Source organism: Serratia sp. TSA_105.2 (assembly GCF_052692115.1).
Map to the genome: position 1 here is coordinate 1052353 of NZ_JBQZFT010000001.1, position 16280 is coordinate 1068632.

General features: G+C 59.5%; 16 protein-coding genes. 7 read left to right on the forward strand and 9 right to left on the reverse strand.

Annotated features, from left to right (window positions below; translation table 11 throughout):
- The first annotated feature begins 45 nt into the window (after positions 1–45).
- Positions 46–1734, forward strand: coding sequence for a C4-dicarboxylic acid transporter DauA (gene dauA / locus ACUTSC_RS04830; protein ID WP_197767645.1), 1689 nt, complete (start codon positions 46–48; stop codon positions 1732–1734).
- A 46-nt stretch (positions 1735–1780) separates the two neighbouring features.
- On the opposite strand, the gene kdsA is transcribed toward dauA, so the two are convergent.
- The 6 genes from kdsA to hemA are packed head-to-tail and all read right to left on the reverse strand — an operon-like array spanning position 1781 to position 7155.
- Positions 1781–2635 carry a 3-deoxy-8-phosphooctulonate synthase gene (gene kdsA, locus ACUTSC_RS04835; RefSeq protein ID WP_038872048.1) on the reverse strand — a complete coding sequence of 285 codons (855 nt, stop codon included), beginning with the start codon at positions 2633–2635 and terminating at the stop codon, positions 1781–1783.
- Positions 2636–2693: 58 nt separating this feature from the next.
- Positions 2694–3503, reverse strand: a complete 810-nt coding sequence (sirB1, locus tag ACUTSC_RS04840; protein WP_060424985.1) for an invasion regulator SirB1 — start codon at positions 3501–3503, stop codon at positions 2694–2696.
- Positions 3500–3901: a SirB2 family protein gene (locus ACUTSC_RS04845; RefSeq protein ID WP_170913124.1), complete on the reverse strand. Its 402-nt coding sequence runs from the start codon at positions 3899–3901 to the stop codon at positions 3500–3502. Before ACUTSC_RS04845 ends, sirB1 begins: the two co-directional genes overlap by 4 nt.
- A gap of 41 nt (positions 3902–3942) precedes the next feature.
- Complete coding sequence (gene prmC, locus ACUTSC_RS04850; RefSeq protein ID WP_197767644.1) at positions 3943–4776, reverse strand: peptide chain release factor N(5)-glutamine methyltransferase; 834 nt, start codon at positions 4774–4776, stop codon at positions 3943–3945.
- A complete protein-coding gene (gene prfA, locus ACUTSC_RS04855) occupies positions 4776–5861 on the reverse strand; it encodes a peptide chain release factor 1 (protein ID WP_063989587.1) in 1086 nt (361 codons plus the stop codon). Before prfA ends, prmC begins: the two co-directional genes overlap by 1 nt.
- A gap of 31 nt (positions 5862–5892) precedes the next feature.
- Positions 5893–7155: a glutamyl-tRNA reductase gene (hemA, locus tag ACUTSC_RS04860; RefSeq protein ID WP_197767643.1), complete on the reverse strand. Its 1263-nt coding sequence runs from the start codon at positions 7153–7155 to the stop codon at positions 5893–5895.
- Positions 7156–7623: 468 nt separating this feature from the next.
- On the opposite strand from hemA, the gene lolB reads away from it, so the two are divergent.
- From lolB to prs, 3 genes are all read left to right on the forward strand, one after another.
- Positions 7624–8247 (forward strand): lipoprotein insertase outer membrane protein LolB, encoded by a 624-nt coding sequence (gene lolB / locus ACUTSC_RS04865; protein WP_025302493.1) that lies wholly within the window; start codon positions 7624–7626, stop codon positions 8245–8247.
- Positions 8244–9110 (forward strand): 4-(cytidine 5'-diphospho)-2-C-methyl-D-erythritol kinase, encoded by an 867-nt coding sequence (gene ispE, locus ACUTSC_RS04870; RefSeq protein WP_033638162.1) that lies wholly within the window; start codon positions 8244–8246, stop codon positions 9108–9110. The genes lolB and ispE overlap by 4 nt, the downstream gene beginning before the upstream one ends.
- A gap of 174 nt (positions 9111–9284) precedes the next feature.
- A complete protein-coding gene (gene prs, locus ACUTSC_RS04875) occupies positions 9285–10232 on the forward strand; it encodes a ribose-phosphate diphosphokinase (protein ID WP_004941061.1) in 948 nt (315 codons plus the stop codon).
- Between the two features lie 185 nt (positions 10233–10417).
- On the opposite strand, the gene ychH is transcribed toward prs, so the two are convergent.
- Positions 10418–10696 carry a stress-induced protein YchH gene (ychH, locus tag ACUTSC_RS04880; protein WP_025302491.1) on the reverse strand — a complete coding sequence of 93 codons (279 nt, stop codon included), beginning with the start codon at positions 10694–10696 and terminating at the stop codon, positions 10418–10420.
- Between the two features lie 301 nt (positions 10697–10997).
- Between ychH and pth the strand changes: the two genes are divergently transcribed.
- Positions 10998–11588, forward strand: coding sequence for an aminoacyl-tRNA hydrolase (gene pth / locus ACUTSC_RS04885; protein ID WP_028128042.1), 591 nt, complete (start codon positions 10998–11000; stop codon positions 11586–11588).
- Positions 11589–11625: 37 nt separating this feature from the next.
- On the opposite strand, the gene ACUTSC_RS04890 is transcribed toward pth, so the two are convergent.
- Positions 11626–13155 carry a SulP family inorganic anion transporter gene (locus tag ACUTSC_RS04890; protein ID WP_445653118.1) on the reverse strand — a complete coding sequence of 510 codons (1530 nt, stop codon included), beginning with the start codon at positions 13153–13155 and terminating at the stop codon, positions 11626–11628.
- A 334-nt stretch (positions 13156–13489) separates the two neighbouring features.
- Between ACUTSC_RS04890 and ychF the strand changes: the two genes are divergently transcribed.
- Complete coding sequence (gene ychF / locus ACUTSC_RS04895) at positions 13490–14581, forward strand: redox-regulated ATPase YchF (protein WP_004941048.1); 1092 nt, start codon at positions 13490–13492, stop codon at positions 14579–14581.
- Positions 14582–14859: 278 nt separating this feature from the next.
- Positions 14860–15390 carry a hypothetical protein gene (locus tag ACUTSC_RS04900; protein ID WP_060419384.1) on the forward strand — a complete coding sequence of 177 codons (531 nt, stop codon included), beginning with the start codon at positions 14860–14862 and terminating at the stop codon, positions 15388–15390.
- Between the two features lie 441 nt (positions 15391–15831).
- Here ACUTSC_RS04900 and ACUTSC_RS04905 read toward each other — a convergent pair whose 3' ends face one another.
- A complete protein-coding gene (locus ACUTSC_RS04905) occupies positions 15832–16278 on the reverse strand; it encodes a tautomerase family protein (RefSeq protein WP_197772930.1) in 447 nt (148 codons plus the stop codon).
- Positions 16279–16280: the final 2 nt, after the last annotated feature.

The following is a 16280-nucleotide window of genomic DNA, read 5'->3' on the forward strand; positions in this document are numbered from 1 at the left end:
GGCCCGCCATTCCTTTCACTTTTGAAGATTTGGTATGCACCGTAGATGAAAACGCATGAAATAAACAGAATTCGCCCCTTCAGCGCGCTGATAGACGCCTGCTGGCGGGAACCTTATAGCCTTGCGCGGTTGCTGAAAGACGCTATCGCCGGGGTGACGGTTGGTATTATCGCCATCCCGCTGGCGATGGCGCTGGCGATCGCCAGCGGCGTGCCGCCGCAGTATGGCCTGTACACCGCCGCCATCGCCGGCATCGTCATCGCCGTCAGCGGCGGCTCGCGCTACAGCGTCTCCGGCCCCACCGCCGCCTTCGTGGTGATCCTCTATCCGGTTTCGCAGCAGTTCGGCCTGGCCGGCCTGCTGGTCGCCACGCTGATTTCCGGGGTGTTTCTGCTGCTGATGGGGCTAGCGCGCTTTGGCCGGCTGATCGAGTACATTCCGCTGCCGGTGACGCTCGGCTTTACCTCCGGTATCGCCATCACCATCGCCACCATGCAGATCAAGGACTTCTTCGGCCTGCAGCTGGCGCACACGCCGGAAAATTACGTCGGCAAGCTGTACGCCCTGCTGCAGGCGCTGCCAACGCTGGATTTCGGCGATACCCTGATCGGCACGGTGACACTCCTGATCCTGATCTTCTGGCCCAAGCTCGGCCTGCGGGTGCCTGGCCACCTGCCGGCGCTGCTGGCGGGTACCGCGCTGATGGGGCTGCTGGCGCTGTTTGACCACCCGGTGGCAACCATCGGCTCGCGCTTCAGCTACCTGCTGGCCGACGGCAGCAGCGGCCAGGGCATTCCGCCGATCCTGCCGCAGCTGCTGCTGCCCTGGGATCTGCCGGGCGGCGGTGGGCAGCCGTTCACACTGAGTTGGCAAACCGTCTCCGCCCTGTTACCGGCGGCGTTTTCGATGGCAATGCTCGGCGCGATCGAATCGCTGCTGTGCGCCGTGGTGCTCGACGGCATGACCGGCAAGAAGCACAACTCGAACAGCGAACTGATCGGCCAGGGCGCGGGCAACATCATCGCGCCCTTCTTCGGCGGCATTACCGCCACCGCCGCGATTGCCCGTTCGGCGGCCAACGTGCGCGCCGGCGCCACCTCGCCGGTGTCCGCCATTATCCACGCGCTGCTGGTGCTGCTGGCGCTGCTGGTATTGGCGCCGTGGCTCTCTTACCTGCCGCTGGCGGCGATGGCAGCGCTGCTGCTGATGGTCGCCTGGAACATGAGCGAGGCGCACAAGGTGATTTACCTGCTGCGCCGGGCGCCGAAGGACGACATTCTGGTGCTGCTGCTGTGCATGTCGCTGACGGTGCTGTTCGATATGGTGATCGCCATTACCGTGGGTATCGTGCTGGCATCGCTGCTGTTTATGCGCCGTATCGCCCGTATGACAAAGCTGAGTGAACTGAGCGCCGACGGCGGCCGCCTGGTGCTGCGGGTGAACGGCCCGCTGTTCTTCGCCGCCGCCGAGCGCATCTTTACCGAACTGCTGGCGCGCAGCGAAGGCTACCGCACGATCGTGCTGCAATGGGATGCGGTGCCGGTGCTCGACGCCGGCGGCCTGAGCGCCCTGCGGCGCTTTATCGAGGTGCTGCCGGCGGACAAAAAGCTGATGATCACCGACGTGCCATTCCAGCCGCTGAAAACCCTGGCGCGCGCGCGGGTGCAGCCGATCGAGGGCCGCCTGCAGTTCTACCCGACGCTGCCGGAAGCGCTGGCGGCCACCGACGCCTAAACGTAAAAAAGCCCGACGAATCGGGCTTTTTTATGGCGATGATCGCTTAGTTGCTGGTATCCAGCTCCGGGAAGCTCTTCACCAGGTCGTCGATGGCTTTCATCTGCGCCAGGAACGGCTCCAGCTTGTCCAACGGCAGCGCGGACGGGCCGTCGCACTTGGCGTTCTTCGGATCCGGGTGCGCTTCGAGGAACAGGCCGGCCAGGCCGACCGCCATGCCGGCGCGCGCCAGCTCGGCCACCTGAGCGCGGCGGCCGCCGGACGCGGCGCCGAACGGGTCGCGGGTCTGCAGCGCGTGGGTCACGTCGAAGATCACCGGATGGCCGCCGGTCACGTTCTTCATCACGTTGATGCCCAGCATGTCGACCACCAGGTTGTCATAGCCAAAGTTGCTGCCGCGATCGCACAGGATCACCTGGTCGTTGCCGCCCTCTTTGAACTTGTCGACGATGTTGCCCATCTGCCCCGGGCTGACGAACTGCGGCTTCTTGACGTTGATCACCGCGCCGGTTTTCGCCATCGCTTCCACCAGATCGGTCTGACGCGCCAGGAAGGCCGGCAGCTGGATCACGTCAACCACTTCGGAAACCGGCTGCGCCTGCGCCGCTTCATGCACGTCGGTGATGATTTTCACGCCGAAGGTTTTTTTCAGCTCTTCAAAGATCTTCATCCCTTCTTCCAGGCCCGGACCGCGGTACGAGTGGATGGAAGAACGGTTGGCTTTGTCGAAAGAGGCTTTGAATACGTAAGGAATGCCCAGTTTTTGCGTCACGGTGACGTAGTGCTCGCAGATGCTCATCGCCAGATCGCGCGATTCCAGCACGTTCATACCGCCAAACAGCACAAACGGCAGATCGTTTGCTACGTCGATATCGCCAATGCTAACCACTTTCTGTTTCATGCTTTCGCCTTTGTTAAGGTTGTAACCGTCGCCTTGCAAACTGCACGGAGTCATTGAATTAATGCAGCGTCACCTGTTTCGGCTCAATCGAGTGGATCTGTACTTTGATCACTTCGCTGACCGGGTCTTCAGGACACTGCTCGACAAAATAGTTGAGGTCGGAAATCGCGATATGGTTGCACTCCAGCTGGGCGTAAATCAGCCCGCGGTCGCGGATCTCGTACGGGTCTTCCGGATCGAAGCACAGCACCGTTTCGCTGGTGCGCAGCGCCATTTCCAGCTGTTTTTCTTCCATCAGGGCGGCCTTCAGCGTATCGAGCATCTTACGCACCACCATGATGTTCTCCGACTCATCGAGGTCGTCGTCTTCCAGCTCGGCGCCCAGCCCCAGATTGCCCTTAATCCACACTTCCAGCTGGTGTTCGCTCAGAGTTTCGCCGTTCAGCGGGTTGATCAACCACAGCTCTTCGTCCAGCCAGTCGGCGCGCAGGATCAGCTGAGTGGGGAAAATCACCGGCAACAGCGGCAGATCCAGCGCGTTGGCGATGTGCAGGAAAATGGTGCCCAGCGAGACCGGCGTGCCCTGCCGCCCTTCCAGCACCTTGTCCAGCCAGATGGCGTCCGACAGGCGGTAAACGCCGCTGGCGCCGCCGAATCCCCAGGTCTTGTAGAACAGCTCGATGAGCGCATCCAGTTGCTGCTCCTGAGTGATATCGACCGGCACCGCCGCGCGCGCTTCGTCTACCAGTTGTTGCAGCTTGCGCTCCACATCGGCAGCGGGAAAATCGCGCCGCACCGACTGCGACACCAGGATCACCCCTTCGCTCAGCGGCGAGGCGTTAAATTCAAAATCAGCAATGCTACTCATAGGTATCCCATCAGAAACGGTATTTTCGTCGTGGCAAGTTTAATTATCAGATACAGACAGCCCAACGCCAGCACGAACGCCACGGTTCGCAGCCGCTGACTTTTGGTCTTCTTGCCCAATGCGACGTAGCCAAGCAGGATATAGATAATAACGCCAAACAGCTTCTCGGTCAGCCATGAGTCCATACCCAGCAGCGGATAAAACCCGAACGTCACCACCAGCGCGATGCCGCTGACGAACAGCAGCGTGTCGTTCAGGTGCGGCGCTACCTTGACCCAGCGGCGGCCCATGATCGGCGAGCGGCGCCACTGCCAGTAGAAACGCAGCACAAACAAGGTAATACTGATGGCGACCGTCAGCAAATGGAAATGTTTCAACGCGGTGTATGCAGTCATGATGCTCCCTTAAATGGCTCGGGCGTCGTTATTATGAGAGGCGCTTATCCCGGCCATTGGCCGAGCGTCACGCGGTCGTTGTCGCCGTAATCGCGGTGGGTGGCGACAGCGGAAAATCCGGCGGCCTGCAGCAGCGCGCGCACGCTCTCGCCCTGCTGCCAGCCATGTTCCAACAGCAGCCAGCCCTGGGGCTGCAAATGATGCGGCGCCTGGCGCACGATGGCGGCCAGATCCGCCAACCCATGATCGGCGGCGACCAGCGCGCTGCCCGGCTCGAAGCGCACGTCACCCTGCGACAAATGCGGATCGGCGGCGTCGATATAGGGCGGATTGCTGGCGATCAGCGCGAAGCGTTGCCCCGCCACCGGCGCAAACCAGCTGCCCTGTAAAAATCGGACGTTGTCGATATTCAGCTTGTGCGCATTGTGCTGCGCCAGCGCGACCGCCTCCGGCTGCACATCGACGCCGATCGCCGAACAATCCGGGCGCTCGCTGGCCAGCGCCAGCGCGATGGCGCCGGTGCCGGTGCCGAGATCGAGGAAGTGGCAGGGTTGCGCCGGCAGACGCGCCAGCGCCAGTTCCACCAGGCATTCGGTATCAGGACGTGGGATCAGCGTTGCGGGCGAGACCGACAGCGGCAGCGACCAAAACTCGCGCTCGCCTACCAGATAGGCCACCGGCTCACCGCGTTCGCGGCGCGCCAGCAGCGTCTCCAACTGCTGTTGCTGCGGTGGCGTCAGCAGGGTTTCCCCGAACGCCATCAGGAAAGTTCTGGCCTTGCCGGTCACGAAACCCAACAGGATTTCCGCGTCGCGCCGGGCGCTGTCGCTGTGGGTCAAACGCGCGGCGGCGGCTTTCAGCCAGTGTTGATAGTCCATCACTCTTGCTCGGCGGACAGCGCAGCCAGCTGATCGGCCTGATACTCCTGCACGATCGGCTGGATCAGCATGTCCAGTTTTCCTTCCATCACCTCGTCCAAACGGTAGAGCGTCAGGTTGATGCGGTGGTCGGTCACCCGCCCCTGCGGGAAGTTGTAGGTGCGGTTACGGTCGGAACGGTCGCCGCTGCCCAGCAGGTTACGGCGAGTGGACGCCTCGGCCTGCTGGCGTTTGGCCATCTCGGCGGCGCGAATGCGCGCGCCCAGCACCGACATCGCCTTGGCTTTGTTTTTGTGCTGTGAACGTTCGTCCTGGCACTCCACCACGATGCCGGTCGGCAGGTGGGTGATGCGGATCGCCGAGTCGGTGGTGTTAACGTGCTGGCCGCCGGCGCCGGAGGAGCGGAAAGTGTCGATTTTCAGATCGCCCGGGTTGATGTCCGGCAGCTCGGCTTCCGGCACTTCCGGCATCACCGCCACGGTACAAGCGGAGGTGTGGATGCGCCCCTGGGATTCGGTTTCCGGCACGCGCTGCACGCGGTGGCCGCCGGATTCAAACTTCAGCTGACCGTACACGCCGTCGCCGGAGACTTTGGCGATCACTTCTTTAAAGCCGCCGTGCTCGCCTTCGTTGGCGCTCATCACCTCGACGCGCCAGCGGCGGCTTTCCGCATAGCGGCTGTACATGCGGAACAGATCGCCGGCGAAGATCGCCGCCTCATCGCCGCCGGTGCCGGCGCGCACTTCGAGGAAGCAGCTGCGCTCATCGTCCGGATCTTTCGGCAGCAGCAACACCTGCAGCTGCTGCTCCAGCTCTTCGCTGGCCGCCCGCGCCTGTTTCAGCTCGTCCTGCGCCATCTCGCGCATTTCCGGATCGTCCAGCATCATTTCCGCCGTCTCCAGATCCTCCTGCACCTGACGCCATTCCAGGAAGCAGCGGCTGACGTCGGTCAGCTGCGCGTATTCTCGCGACAGCGCGCGGAACCGGTCTTGGTCGGCGATAACGCCGGCATCGCCGAGCAGCGCCTGCACTTCTTCATGGCGCTCTTGTAACGCTTCCAGTTTGGCAACAATAGAAGGCTTCATGCGTGGTAATAAACCCTGTTAATAGAGAAAACTAATGCTGATCCAGCCCGAGGCTGTCGCGTAATAACTGCAACCGCTCCACGTCGCCGTCGCCGGCGGCCTGCTGGAGGGATTTGGTGGGGGCATGAATAAGACGGTTGGTCAGTTTATGGGCCAGCTCGTGAATAACCTGCTCCACGTTGGCGCCCTGCGCGATGGCGGCCAGCGCTTTGGCCTCCATCTCTGCGCGAATTTGGTCGGCCTGCGAACGGTAGTCGCGGATGGTTTCCACCGCGCCCTGCGAGCGCAGCCAGGCCATGAAGTTGGTACTTTCCTGCTGCACGATCGACTCCGCCTGCACCGCCGCCGCTTTGCGCTGCGCCAGATTGCTTTGAATGATGGCGTGCAGATCGTCCACGCTGTACAGATAGGCGTTGGCCAGTTTGCCGACCTCCGGCTCGATGTCGCGCGGTACGGCGATATCCACCAGCAGCATCGGCTGGTTGCGGCGCGCCTTCAGCGCGCGCTCCACCATCCCCTTGCCGATGATCGGCAGCGGGCTGGCGGTGGAACTGATGATGATGTCGGCGTCCGCCAGGCGTTCGTCGATCTCCGGCAGGGTGATCACTTCCGCGCCGACCTCGTCCGCCAGCAGCTGTGCGCGCTCGCGGGTGCGGTTGGCGATGATCATGTGCCGCACTTTGTGTTCGCGCAGGTGACGCGCCACCAGCTCGATGGTTTCACCGGCGCCCACCAGCAAGACGTTGAGATCGGCCAGCGATTCGAAGATCTGGCGCGCCAGGGTACAGGCGGCGAAGGCCACGGAGACCGCGCTGGCGCCGATGTCGGTTTCGGTACGCACGCGCTTGGCGACGGAGAAGGATTTCTGGAACAGCCGCTCCAGCTCGCCGGACAGCGACTGGCCGCGTTGCGACTCGGCGAAGGCCTTTTTCACCTGACCGAGGATCTGCGGTTCGCCCAGCACCAATGAGTCCAACCCGCTGGCCACCCGCATCAGATGGCTGACCGCGTCGTTGCCCTGATGCCAGTAAAGGCTTTTCCTCACCTCTTCCGGGCGCAGGTTGTGGTAGGCGCACAGCCAGGCGACCAGCTGTTCGTGCATGTGTTCCTGCTGCTCTACGCTGAGGTACAGCTCGGTGCGGTTGCAGGTGGACAACACGACGCCGCCCTGCACCAACGGTTGTTGGAGCAAGCTGGTCAGCGCCTCATCGATGGACTCTGGCGAGAAGGTCACCCTTTCACGCAGAGAAACCGGAGCGGTTTTGTGATTTATACCTAACGCCAGCAGGGTCATTGCTTCGAGTAATACTTATCTTGGTACGGGTTCTCGTTGAACGGCATTCTACTTGATGCGCGGGATCAATAAAAGTAACAACCGCATCTTCCGTTCAATCGCTGTCATAGATGACATCAATTAATGAATAAGCAATAAATACAGCAGGATAAATAGTCATGGGGTAGGTCGATTGCTTAAATTTTAGCGCAGTTTGCGATAACGCGCACGCTATTCGGCGGACACAACGGCGGTGTTTGCGCAACTCCGGCACCGCTTATCGGGCGCGCCTCCCCCGCCTTCAGGCGATTGTGTTACGCTTAATGGCGACCCCGACGCGCGTGCCGGGTTGGCATTGCGCCTGTAAAAGCGGCAAGATTCAACGCGATGCAGCAAAAAATTGACGCGCCGCCGCCGCCCCGTTAGCGTGAGCGCTGAATCCGGGTTTCGTCGCGCATGCCCGCAAGGACAAAAGGACAAGAGAAAGTTATGCCAATACGCAAAGTTAGTTTGCTCCGTCTGATCCCGCTGGCCAGCCTGGTGCTGGCCGCCTGTACCACCACCAAGCCAACCGGCCCGGCCACCAGCCCGACCTCACCGCAGTGGCGCGCCCATGAGCAGGCGGTACAGCAGCTCAGCACCTATCAGACCCGCGGCTCCTTCGCCTACTTGTCTGATCAGAAAAAAGTCTACGCCCGCTTCTTCTGGCAGCAGTTCTCGCCGGAGCGCTACCGTCTGCTGTTGACCAACCCGCTGGGCAGCACGGAAATGGATCTCAACGTGCAGAAAAACGTGGTGCAGTTGACCGACAACCAGGGCAAACGCTACGTCAGCGACAACCCGGAAGAGATGATCCGCAAGCTGACCGGCATGGCGATCCCGCTGAACAACCTGCGCCAGTGGATGCTCGGCCTGCCGGGCGAAGCCAGCGATTTTGCGCTGGATGACCAATATCGCCTGAGCAAGCTGACCTACCAGCAAGGTGGCCAGACCTGGAAAGTGGATTACCAGGGCTACAGCAACGAGGTGCAGCCGACGCTGCCGAACCGCCTGGAGCTGCAGCAGGGCGACCAGCGCATCAAGCTGAAAATGGACAACTGGACGCTCAAATGATCCGCCAGTGGCCCTCCCCCGCGAAACTCAATCTGTTTCTGTACATCACCGGCCGTCGTGAAGACGGCTATCACCTGCTGCAGACGCTGTTCCAGTTTTTGGACTACGGCGACACCCTGACCATTGACCCGCGCCAGGACGACCGCATTCATCTGCTGACGCCGGTCGACGGCGTGCCGGACGAGCAGAACCTGATCGTGCGCGCCGCCCGCTTGCTGCAGCGCTATTGCGATGAACGCGGCCTGCAGACCGCACCACGCGGCGCCGACATCAGCATCGACAAGCGCCTGCCGATGGGCGGCGGCTTGGGCGGCGGGTCCTCCAACGCCGCCACCGTGCTGGTGGCGCTCAACGAACTGTGGCGCTGCGGTCTTGGCGACGACCAACTGGCCGAGCTGGGGCTCAGCCTCGGCGCCGATGTGCCGGTGTTCGTGCGCGGCCACGCCGCTTTCGCCGAAGGCATCGGCGAGCGCCTGCAACCGGCCGAGCCGCAGGAAAAGTGGTATCTGGTGGCGCATCCCGGCGTCGGCATCCCGACGCCGGTTATCTTCGGCGACCCCGAATTGAAAAGAGACACCCCGGTTCGCTCCTTAAGTGAGCTGTTGCAGGCACCGTACGCAAATGATTGCGAACCGATCGCAAGAAAACGTTTTCGCGAGGTTGAACAGCTTCTTTCATGGCTGTTAGAATACGCCCCGTCACGCCTGACTGGCACAGGTGCTTGTGTGTTTGCTGAATTCGACACAGAAATCGCCGCCCGTCAGGTGTTAAATCAAGCCCCGGAGTGGTTGTGTGGTTTTGTAGCGCGCGGCGTTAACGTCTCCCCACTACATCGCATTCGTTCCGGGCGGTTTGAGTCGTAGCTCAACGTTTCGCTGCGCAGGGTCATGCACACCTGGCCCTGTTATCCCTGCGCTGCCTGCGGTCTCAATTTTAGTTTTACATACCCGTATGTATATTGCGCCGGCGTCGCCGACTGCCCCTTGGCGATGTCGTATGACAATATCTTCTCTGGACGCAAGCCTGAGGTTCTTCTCGTGCCTGATATGAAGCTTTTTGCTGGTAACGCCACCCCGGAACTAGCACAACGTATTGCCAACCGTTTGTACACCAGCCTTGGTGACGCCGCTGTAGGTCGTTTTAGCGACGGCGAAGTGAGCGTGCAAATCAACGAAAATGTACGCGGCGGTGATATTTTCATCATCCAGTCCACCTGTGCCCCGACCAACGACAACCTGATGGAACTGGTTGTGATGGTCGACGCCCTGCGTCGCGCCTCCGCAGGTCGTATTACCGCCGTTATCCCTTACTTCGGCTATGCCCGCCAGGATCGCCGCGTGCGTTCCGCGCGTGTGCCAATCACCGCCAAGGTGGTTGCCGATTTCCTCTCCAGCGTAGGGGTTGACCGCGTTCTGACGGTGGATCTGCATGCTGAGCAGATTCAAGGCTTCTTCGACGTACCGGTAGACAACGTGTTCGGCAGCCCGATCCTGCTGGAAGACATGCTGCAGCAGAACCTGGAAAACCCGATCGTGGTTTCCCCGGACATCGGCGGCGTAGTGCGTGCCCGCGCCATCGCCAAACTGCTGAACGACACCGACATGGCCATCATCGACAAACGCCGCCCGCGCGCGAACGTGTCTCAGGTGATGCACATCATCGGTGACGTGGCAGGCCGCGACTGCGTGCTGGTCGACGACATGATCGACACCGGCGGTACCTTGTGTAAAGCGGCTGAAGCGTTGAAAGAACGCGGTGCCAAGCGCGTATTCGCCTACGCGACGCACCCGATCTTCTCCGGCAACGCCGTGGACAACATCAAGAACTCGGTGATTGATGAAGTGATCGTCTGCGACACCATTCCGCTGTCGCCGGAAATCAAGGCACTGAAAAACGTTCGCACTCTGACCCTGTCCGGCATGCTGGCTGAAGCCATCCGCCGTATCAGCAACGAAGAGTCGATCTCTGCGATGTTCGAGCATTGATTCGTCGTCTTTCCGGTGCGGCGCCCACCGTGCCGGAAAGATAGCGAGCCCGACAGCAGAAAAAGAAAAACCCGTTGGTGCGTGAGCAACAACGGGTTTTCTACTCGTAGTCCAACATGACCTCAAACCTTAATGCACGGCAGATATTCCCTTGCCCTGCTCTCGCTTCCCTTCTGATTTTTTAATCAATGCGACGAACGATGTTGGTCGTTGCGGCACCGTTTATCAAAGTGTTTTACCCACCAGTAGCGATCCGCTACCTGCTCGCGGCCGCCGATACGCGCGCCCACCAGCCACAACAGCGCGCCGACGAAGATACTCATGATGGCGCCGTGGGCGAAAAATTGCGGTAAATTGAACTGGGATACTTCAGCAATAATGGAGTATCCGACGCCGCCGATCATCACGACCAGCCCCAGCCCCATAAAAAAGTTGCCCATTCTGTCCGCGCTTCTACGTTTCATATGCCACCTCCATGATTGCCATGTGCCAACCGGGATAACGCTGCAACTTGTTAACCCACTTTGATAAGTTAAGTATAGTCCTTGTGGCGGCAAGGGGATTGCGGAGGCGATCACAAATGGTAAAGAATTATTGACACTTCTTAACACGCCGCTGAAAATTAGCGGACAAATTGAATTATTCAGCTAATGAATCATTCGTCTTTCTTACCGAGAGCGACGGCGGAGATCGGATTTTGTCATTCGCCGCCCCGGCAGGTAAACTAACGCCCTTTCCATTACCCTGATCATAGCGAATCTCCCAGTGAGCAGTATTAAATTGATAGTCGGCCTGGCCAACCCGGGCGCGGAATACGCCCAGACGCGCCACAACGCCGGCGCCTGGTACGTCGATCTGCTGGCCCAGCGCCACAATCAGCAGCTGAAAGAAGAGAGCAAGTTCTTCGGCTACACCGCCCGCTTGAACCTGGCGGGCAACGACGTGCGCCTGCTGGTGCCGACCACCTTCATGAACCTGAGCGGCAAAGCGGTGCTGGCGATGGCCAACTTCTACCGCATCGAACCGAACGAGATCCTGGTGGCGCACGACGAGCTGGATCTGCCACCCGGCGTGGCCAAAATCAAGCTCGGCGGCGGCAACGGCGGCCACAACGGCCTGAAGGACATCCAGAACAAGTTCGGCAACAACCCCAACTTCTACCGCCTGCGCATCGGCATCGGCCATCCGGGCGACAAGAACAAGGTGGTGGGCTTCGTGCTCGGCAAGCCGCCGGCCGGCGAGCAGAAGATGATTGACGAAGCGATCGACGAGTCGCTGCGCTGCACCGAGATGCTGATGAAGGACGGGCTGGAAAAAACCGTTCAGCGCCTGCACAGCTTCAAGGCGCAGGCCTGAACCTTGCCGCAGCGGGCGTCCTGCCCGCTGCCGGCTTCTAGCCGCGCGGGTTAAAGGTCTCCTCGCTCACGCGGCGGTCATCGGCGGCGAAGCCCTCTTCCGCCACGTAATACTGCGGATCGTCCAGCTCATGGCTGCAGAACGGCCCGGCGCGTTTGAGCAAGCGCACGCAGTCACCACTCAGGTGGCGCAGCCGAATGCTTTTTCCCGCCGCCAGGTAACGTGCCGTCAGCTTATCGATCGCCTCTACGCCGCTGGAATCCATCACCCGGGTACCGGCAAAATCCAGCACCACATTCTGCGCATCGCTCTGCGGATCGAACAGTTCGGCGAAAGCAGCGGTAGAGCCGAAGAACAGTGGGCCATCGAGCTGATACACCGCCACGTCGCCCGTCACCTGCCGCTGGCGCACGCGGATGCGCGCCTGCTGCCAGGCGAACACCAGCGCCGAGATAATCACCCCGCTGATCACCGCCACTGCCAGATCGGTAAAAATGGTGATCAGCGTGACGGCGATCATCACCAGCGCGTCCGCCTTCGGCATGCGGCGCAAACGGCGCAGCGAGCTCCACTCGAAGGTGTTGTAACACACCACCAGCATCACCCCGGCCAGCGCCGCCACCGGCAGCAGGCCGATATAGCGCGACAGGCTGACCACGAACAGAATCAACAGAATGGCGCCCACCGTGCCGGAAATGCGCCCGCGCCCGCCCGAGGTGAAGTTGATGATCGACTGGCCGATCATCGCGCAGCCGGCGAAGCAGCCGAACAGGCCGCATACCGCATTACCAGCGCCCTGCGCGATGCTCTCGCGGTTGCCGTTCCCCTTCTTGCCGCCCATTTCATCCAGCACCGTCATGGTCAGCAGCGATTCAATCAAACCGACCAGGGCGATCACCACCGCATAGGGTAGCACTACCCGCACCATCTCCAGGGTGAACGGCGCCGTCGGCAGGCTGAAGTGCGGCAGCGCGCCGGAAATGTCTGCCAGATCGCCCACCCGCAGCGTGTGCAGATTGAGGCCGATCGCCAACGCCGAAACCACCAGCAGCGCCGCCAGCGAAGACGGAATGGCCTTGGTCAGGCGCGGGAACAGCACCACCACCGCAATCGCCAACGCCACCAGGCCGTACATCAGCGGCCCCTGCCCGGCAATCATCTTCAGCTGCGCCAGCATAATGACGATCGCCAGACCGTTAACGAAGCCGTGGATCGCCGGCAGCGGCACCAGACGAATGAACTTGCCCAGCCGGAAGGCGCCAATCAGGATTTGAATCGCCCCAGCGAACAGCGTGGCCCACAGCACGTAGCCCATGCCGTACTGCGCCGCCAGGCTCATCAGCACCACCACAATGGAGCCGGCGGCGCCGGAAACCATGCCCGGCTTGCCGCCAAACAGCGCCGTGACCAGGCCGATGATAAACGCGGTATGTAAACCGACGATCGGCGAAAGACCGGCGACCAGCGAAAAGCCGACCGCCTCGGGGATCATCGAAACCGCCACCACAAAGCCCGCCAGGGCTTCATTTTTAACGTCCGCGATCCTGACGTTACTCAGGTTAAACATGCATTATTCACTTATGACAGATGACATCATCTCCCCGCGTAGCGGGTATGGGGTACCGCAAGGCGCGGCAGACTGCAGGCGGGCACAACTCAGGGTGGCGTAGGCAAGAAATACATCCGGCGCGTTTCCTGTCGGTTAATCGTAACGGCCAGTATGGGTAAATGTGATCCAAATCTCAAATAAAAACCGGTCGCGGGCGCTGGGCTCGCCCCGGCCAAACAAGTCTGATCGAGATAAACGCCCATTACGTGTATAATGGCGGCATTATTTTGCCCTTTATGCAGTCGATTAAACCTAACCGGCTGATAGTTAAGATATTTAAGGTGATTACAACATGGGATTCAAATGCGGTATCGTCGGCCTGCCTAACGTAGGCAAATCCACCCTGTTCAACGCGTTGACCAAAGCGGGCATTGAAGCAGCCAACTTCCCGTTCTGCACCATTGAACCGAACACCGGTGTGGTGCCGATGCCCGATCCGCGTCTGGATAAGCTGGCCGAGATCGTCAAGCCGCAGCGCATTCTGCCAACCACCATGGAATTCGTCGACATCGCCGGCCTGGTGAAAGGCGCGTCCAAGGGTGAAGGCCTGGGCAACCAGTTCCTGACCAACATCCGCGAAACCGAAGCCATCGGCCACGTGGTGCGCTGCTTCGAAAACGACAACATCATTCACGTCAACAACAAGGTCGATCCGGCCGAAGACATCGACGTCATCAACACCGAGCTGGCGCTGTCTGACCTGGACACCTGTGAGCGCGCCATCCACCGCGTGCAGAAGAAAGCCAAAGGCGGCGACAAAGACGCCAAGGCCGAGCTGGCGGCGCTGGAGAAATGCCTGCCGCACCTGGAAAACGCCGGCATGCTGCGCGCGCTGGATCTGACTGCAGAAGACAAAGCGGCGATCAAATACCTGAGCTTCCTGACCCTGAAGCCGACCATGTACATCGCCAACGTTAACGAAGACGGCTTCGAGAACAACCCGTACCTGGACACCGTGCGTAAAATCGCCGATGCCGAAGGCTCCGTGGTAGTTGCCGTGTGCGCCGCCGTGGAATCCGATATCGCCGAGCTGGAAGACGAAGAGCGCGACGAGTTCATGGCCGAGCTGGGCCTGGAAGAGCCGGGCCTGAACCGCGTGATCCGCGCCGGTTATGAGCTGCTGAACCTGCAGACCTACTTCACCGCCGGCGTGAAAGAAGTACGCGCCTGGACCATCCCGGTCGGCGCCACCGCCCCGCAGGCGGCCGGCAAGATCCACACCGACTTCGAGAAAGGCTTTATCCGCGCGCAAACCATCGCCTTCGACGACTTCATCACCTACAAGGGTGAACAAGGCGCCAAAGAAGCCGGCAAAATGCGCTCAGAAGGTAAAGACTACATCGTCAAAGACGGCGACGTGATGAACTTCTTGTTCAACGTCTAATCCCTTCCCCGCAGCGTTTCTCTCGGCTGCCGGAAACGGAAAAATCCACGCTTCGGCGTGGATTTTTTTGTCTCTCGATTCTGCGTGTTAGCGCTCTGGATAAGAATCTAATGTTAAAAGTGCAACGTACTGAACGTTACGATGAGCAACGGACAGTTTTATTCAGTAGGCCCCTCATCCAGAATGATTAAATTTTCTGCTATTCAATACTTGAATTTCTGTATTAAGATGACTTCACAATCTTTGGTTAATTAGTGAGTTAGATAAGGATTCTAGCGATGCCTCTACCTGACCGAATGAGACCCACAAAAGTCAGTAGCAAAAAGATCAATGAGCTGGCAAACAAAGCTAAGCAGATACTTTCAAGAATTGACGAAGGTTTTGACGAACAAGATTCCGTTTTAGAAGCAATGATAGTCGAATGGAACAGCCAGGTTGCATGCCCCTATGCGTTTTCAGATTTCAGAGATTTCTCCTCCTGGACCAGTGCCAGGGAGTTCACCCGCATGGCTTTCAATCTGGAAAAATTCTATGCGGATTTTACCTGGGATGAATTGGTTCAAACACTTCGCTGTGTGTCTGATGCCAAAAGTAAGGAATCCGAACAAAATTTCGCTCTTGCACTGCTTGAGAAAAATTTTGATGGCAATCCATCAGACCTCATTTTTTGGCCGGATGAATGGTTCCAGGATCCTGATATGTTCCATGTTGACCTGACAACCGAAGAGATTGCCGGCTATTTAATGGCCCGCTCTGGCAGGTATTTAGCTGATGCGCCTGAAATAGAGTTAAAGTATCCGATCCCATGATCAATGCTTAAAGAACGGTACTGGCCTCTTTTCCAATCTGAACGCTCAATATTAGATGTTTGTGCGGCTTAAAGCGGCCTAATCCTAAAGGCTTTCCATATAGTTGAATGCGTTCATCAGCTCTTCTTCAGTTAACGGTGATTCCAGATTTGAGCCTGACTCTTTCTCAACTTTTATTAGAAGCTCACTGCGAGTCATTCCCTATCGGTTCGCCACATGGTTAGCACAACTGCGCGCGTGAGACGCTCTCTGTGCCAGCGGCATTGCCGTATTCAACACTTTTTTCCTCGCTGATGAATGAGACATGGCTTCTCCCTGCAAGCGACATTTTTATCCATTCTAACACTTCCGAAAAACAGCCTCTTGGAGGCTGCCTTTCAATTTCTTTCGGCAGATACAGTACGCATTATTTCATAGTCCACAAGCGTTTACCGTTGCTCATTATGTCCATTTCTCGCGGTTATCCCCCTCCCACACCGAAGGCCGGTTCTCGCTGCGCCATTTCTCCCCCGCCGTCGTTCCCGGCGCCGGGGGCTTCAAGCCTTCGATAGTCCACAGCGAGAACGGCGTTTCGTCCACGTGCAGCTCCCAGCGCAACCCGCGCGCGGCAAAGTAGGGTTGCAGGATGCGGGTGCAGGCCGCCAGGAATTGCTGCTGCTCTGCGTCGTTGTCCATGGCGCGCGCAATATGGTCGATGGTCACCCGCACGAAATCATCGGCCGGTTCGCCGCCGAGATAGGCCGAACCTGGCGGCAGCGCGTGGAAGAACACGTTGACGTAAAAGCGCGGCAAAAAGTCCTGGTACAGGGCAGTGACCTTCTGCGCAAGCGCGCGTTTATCGGCGGCGCTGAAAGCCGGTTCAGGGTGGTAAATCTGCCACAGTGGCATCG